The sequence below is a fragment of the Roseburia sp. AM23-20 genome (assembly GCF_003470905.1).
In the GTDB taxonomy this organism is placed as follows: Bacteria; Bacillota; Clostridia; order Lachnospirales; family Lachnospiraceae; genus Roseburia; species Roseburia rectibacter.
Window position 1 is genome coordinate 1 of the sequence record NZ_QRHS01000056.1, and the last position, 3,760, is coordinate 3,760.

The 3,760-nt window shown below is 35.2% G+C and carries 5 protein-coding genes; all 5 read right to left on the minus strand.

Annotated elements, in window-relative coordinates; all coding sequences use genetic code 11:
- Positions 1–59 precede the first annotated feature (59 nt).
- The 5 genes from DW650_RS19140 to DW650_RS20705 all read right to left on the minus strand — a co-directional run bounded on the left by DW650_RS19140 (position 60) and on the right by DW650_RS20705 (position 3,700).
- Positions 60–998 (minus strand): tyrosine-type recombinase/integrase, encoded by a 939-nt coding sequence (locus DW650_RS19140; protein ID WP_117650638.1) that lies wholly within the window; start codon positions 996–998, stop codon positions 60–62.
- Between the two features lie 212 nt (positions 999–1,210).
- Positions 1,211–1,378: a sigma factor-like helix-turn-helix DNA-binding protein gene (locus tag DW650_RS19145; protein ID WP_241070738.1), complete on the minus strand. Its 168-nt coding sequence runs from the start codon at positions 1,376–1,378 to the stop codon at positions 1,211–1,213.
- Complete coding sequence (locus DW650_RS20270) at positions 1,379–1,657, minus strand: hypothetical protein (RefSeq protein WP_243103032.1); 279 nt, start codon at positions 1,655–1,657, stop codon at positions 1,379–1,381. It abuts the gene before it with no gap.
- A 466-nt stretch (positions 1,658–2,123) separates the two neighbouring features.
- A complete protein-coding gene (locus tag DW650_RS19150; RefSeq protein ID WP_118210872.1) occupies positions 2,124–3,413 on the minus strand; it encodes a sensor histidine kinase in 1,290 nt (429 codons plus the stop codon).
- A gap of 128 nt (positions 3,414–3,541) precedes the next feature.
- Complete coding sequence (locus DW650_RS20705; RefSeq protein ID WP_334294430.1) at positions 3,542–3,700, minus strand: LytTR family transcriptional regulator DNA-binding domain-containing protein; 159 nt, start codon at positions 3,698–3,700, stop codon at positions 3,542–3,544.
- Positions 3,701–3,760: the final 60 nt, after the last annotated feature.

Here is a 3,760-nt window from a genome sequence, read left to right on the forward strand (position 1 = left end):
ATAATTCCTAATTATCGTTACTATATTAATTATACAAACTTTCCCAATATTTAGCAATCTTAATATACTAAATTATCGAAATTTTCTCCTATATTTATCTTATTTCTCGGATGTCTTGTCTGCAGTATCTCTTTTTCCTTCTCAGTCGTTACATATGTATATATCTGCGTTGTGGTAATCGAAGCATGTCCCAGCATTTTTTGTATGTATCTGATATTCACGTCCTCCTCCATCAGATAGGTCGCAAAGGAATGTCGGAACATATGCGGTGTAATATTTATATCTGCCTGAATTTCACCGGCATATTTATGTATCATGCTCCTGGCTGATTGCTCAGACAGCGCATTTCCATAACGATTGACAAAAAAATATCCCTGCTTCTTTATCTCATCTTCAAAGTACTTTTTGTAGGCATTCAGTATAGACAGTACGTCATTATTTCCTATTTGAAGATATCGCTCCTTTCCTCCCTTGCCCTGAATACATAACACACCGTTTTTTAAGTCTACATATTTATTTTGCAAATGGCACAATTCCGAGATGCGCAGCCCTGTAGAAAAAAGCGTCTCCACTACTGCGATATCTCTTAAAATGATTTTTTTACGCCACTCTGAATATTCTTTAATACTTCTTTCCTTATAAAGATGATTCAGCAACTGCTCTATAATATCTCTCGGAATAATTTTGGGTAAAATCACTTCCTCCCGAAACTTTGTCTTTACTTTATGGAATGGATTTATCTCTATCAGTTCTTCTTCCTCTAAATAATGAAACAGTGCCTTCACGCTGGCAATTTTTCTCTTGACTGTTTTTTGCTTATACATACGGTGAAGGTATACAAGATATGCATTCAGCATTTCTTTATCGGGATTATTTTCTCCTATTACTGTAATAAACTGTTCCAAATCCGCCTTATATGCCTTTATCGTCTTATCATCAAGTTCCTTTTGAAATTTACAATAATTCAAATATTTATTGATTTCTTCTTTTAAAAGCATTGCAAAAACCTCCTGTTTTATTTTGTAGATAAGACATATAATAATATTTAGCATATATATCTGCAATCATACATTTTTAGTTGCCATATTCTTTATATTTTCAGCATGGTAATTGTCTTTATAATTGAATTACCATCAAGAATCTGCTGATTTATTATATAACTGATTATTGCCCCTTCATCTACTTAGCCAATAAATGAAGAGGCAATAGTTTACAATAATTTTCTCAATTTCTCTAAAATCTTATATTTTCGTGACTGTAAGGTTGTTCTGGCTATTCCTAATTTTTTCGCCAGTTCCACCTCACTGATCTCCTGGTAGAACAGGGCATGAATGATAGCTGTCTCCTCGTCTGTAAGTGTACGTAAGGCTTCGTTCAATTACTCCAGCATGACCGCCCGAACTGCCACATCCTCTACTTTCTCCGTTTTCTCTGCAAACTGCTTCTCTGCTTCCAGAAGCCGCTCATAAGAATCTTCCCTGCTGGGAATGACAATCATCTCTCCGGTTTCCTTATCCACCTTTGTATGTTCCTGCTTCAGATCATGGGGAAAGTATTTCTCCTTGCGCTGCCCTTTGTAATATGTCTCGTAAAGTTCCTTACTGACTTCAAAGATTTGTCCGTTCAATCCGATATAATATTTTTCTCTTTCTGCCATCTTTGACTTGCTCCTTTCCGATTTTGTAAATTTTCAAAATCGAAAAGGGCAGCGCCCGGATATTACACTTCATGAACTTCATGAAAAACAACGAGTGACACGCTTCGCGAGCCACTCTTATGTCAAACAAAAAAAGCAGTGTATGATGAAATTAACAAGCATTTTGGCATTTGCCTTTTTACTTGTTTCTTCCATATCTCATACACCGCTTTTTGAGCAGTACTTTTTATCAGTCTTCTCATGTTTACTGGGATATGCTGCATTTTCCTCCATTTTTCTTCTGTAGGTTACTGCGTATATCCCAATGTATATGGCTTTCTTTTTTTTCTCCCTATTTTTGTAAAAAACTTCATTGTTACTTGTAACTTTTTGTTTTCAGGCAAAAAAACAGGTGCCAAAATCTGCTTGATTTCAACACCTGGGTTCCGCAACACACATATTACGACAGTCGCTCTTATTTCTAATACTATTTTCCAATATTATAAAGAAGCACTTTTATTCTAAAATAATTCTCTTTATCATCTATAATCATTTGACCGCTATGACGGTTGATAATATTTTCTACAATTCTAAGCCCCAATCCATGTTCATTCTTATCCCCTTTTGTTGTAAGATAATTCTGCCCCTGTTTTCTCAGATTGCCAGTATAGGGGTTCTCCATTTCCAAATACAAATTATTTCCAGACATTTTTGCCAGCAGTTTTATCTCTCGCTCTTCTATGTCTACTTTACTAGCTGCTTCAATCGCATTATCAAACAGATTTCCCAACAGACTGTATAAATCGACGTCCTCTAATTTCATATCATACGGAATCATGTTATCCAATTTTACGTTTATATGGTTCTTCTGCGCAACTGCCGCCTTGTAATTGACTATTGTGTCAAAAGTTACATTTCCTGTCTTTGAAAGATTATCCTCTTCTGTTAAAGTCTCTACACTTTGCTGATATAGTTCCCGTATCTTTTCATATTCATTTCGATTTAAATAGGATTCAATCAAAAGATACCTTTGCTTCATATCATGACGGTACTCCCGTGCCTGCTGCCATGTTTTACTCATTTCCTGAAGCTGAACCGCATAATTTTCCACCTGCTGCGTCAAGAACTGCCTTTCCGCCTGATACAATGCTTTTTCCTGTAATTCATTATAATTATAAAATGTAAAAAGATTTACAATCAATATCAATATGGATGCAATCAATTTCGCCCATACATACTCATCTGTCAATGGTACAAATATCGCCATAACAATAAAAATACTGCTCACCGGCACAATAAACACCTCTAGCCAGTCCATATTTCTGATTACTATATTTTTATTTTTTTTCAAAAACAGCAGCGCAATCTTGATTTCAACAAACCAGACTAATTTTGATAAAATCGTATACATGATTGCGACCTCTGTATTTCCCATCATATGTATAATATCTATGCCGCACAAAATTCCGATGAAGCAAACCATCACCTCTGACAGCATTCCTATCAGACACAAAAACAGAACCAGCACAAGTTTGATTCTAATAGAACCTTCATATAACCAGGTTAAAACGCCAAAAAAGGTCACTGAAAAAATTACCATATTTAGCCATGACGGCAATTCAAAAAAATATGTAGTCACATTTGAAATAATATAAAAAGCTGCCCATACCATGAACTGTACCGCTGTTCCTGCCGGTTTTCGGTCAAATGCTTTTTCACATACATTTCTCTGCATAATCACTGTAAATATTTCTACCAATATTAATGCGATTGTCATTTTCCTTCCTCTCTCTCCCTATTTTCCAAGTTTCCTCATGTACATCAAACGTGTATTCTCCCTCTTTGCCCTGCTGATTTCCAATGATATGCCATTCTGCAGAACAACTTTGTCGTAATGGTACTCTTCTATATACCTCGGATTAACCAAAACGAATGATGTATCCTCCAGAAGTCCACCTGCTTCTTCCTCAAATTTATTTCTACATCATTCATTTTACCATAAAATGTACAAATTTTATCTATACAATATACATTTATAATTCTTTTTTCACTCATAAAATACATAATCCTGAATTATTCACGGAACAGTATCTGAACTGATAACTGTACCATGAATCCCCAAAT

What these genes read in the sequence shown, in the direction of transcription:
- DW650_RS19140 (WP_117650638.1), bottom strand. Translation starts at nt 998, where the DNA reads ATGCTTTTAAAAGAAGAAATCAATAAATATTTGAATTATTGTAAATTT.
- DW650_RS20270 (WP_243103032.1), bottom strand. Translation starts at nt 1,657, where the DNA reads ATGGCAGAAAGAGAAAAATATTATATCGGATTGAACGGACAAATCTTT.
- DW650_RS19150 (WP_118210872.1), bottom strand. Translation starts at nt 3,413, where the DNA reads ATGACAATCGCATTAATATTGGTAGAAATATTTACAGTGATTATGCAG.
- DW650_RS20705 (WP_334294430.1), bottom strand. Translation starts at nt 3,700, where the DNA reads ATGTATTTTATGAGTGAAAAAAGAATTATAAATGTATATTGTATAGAT.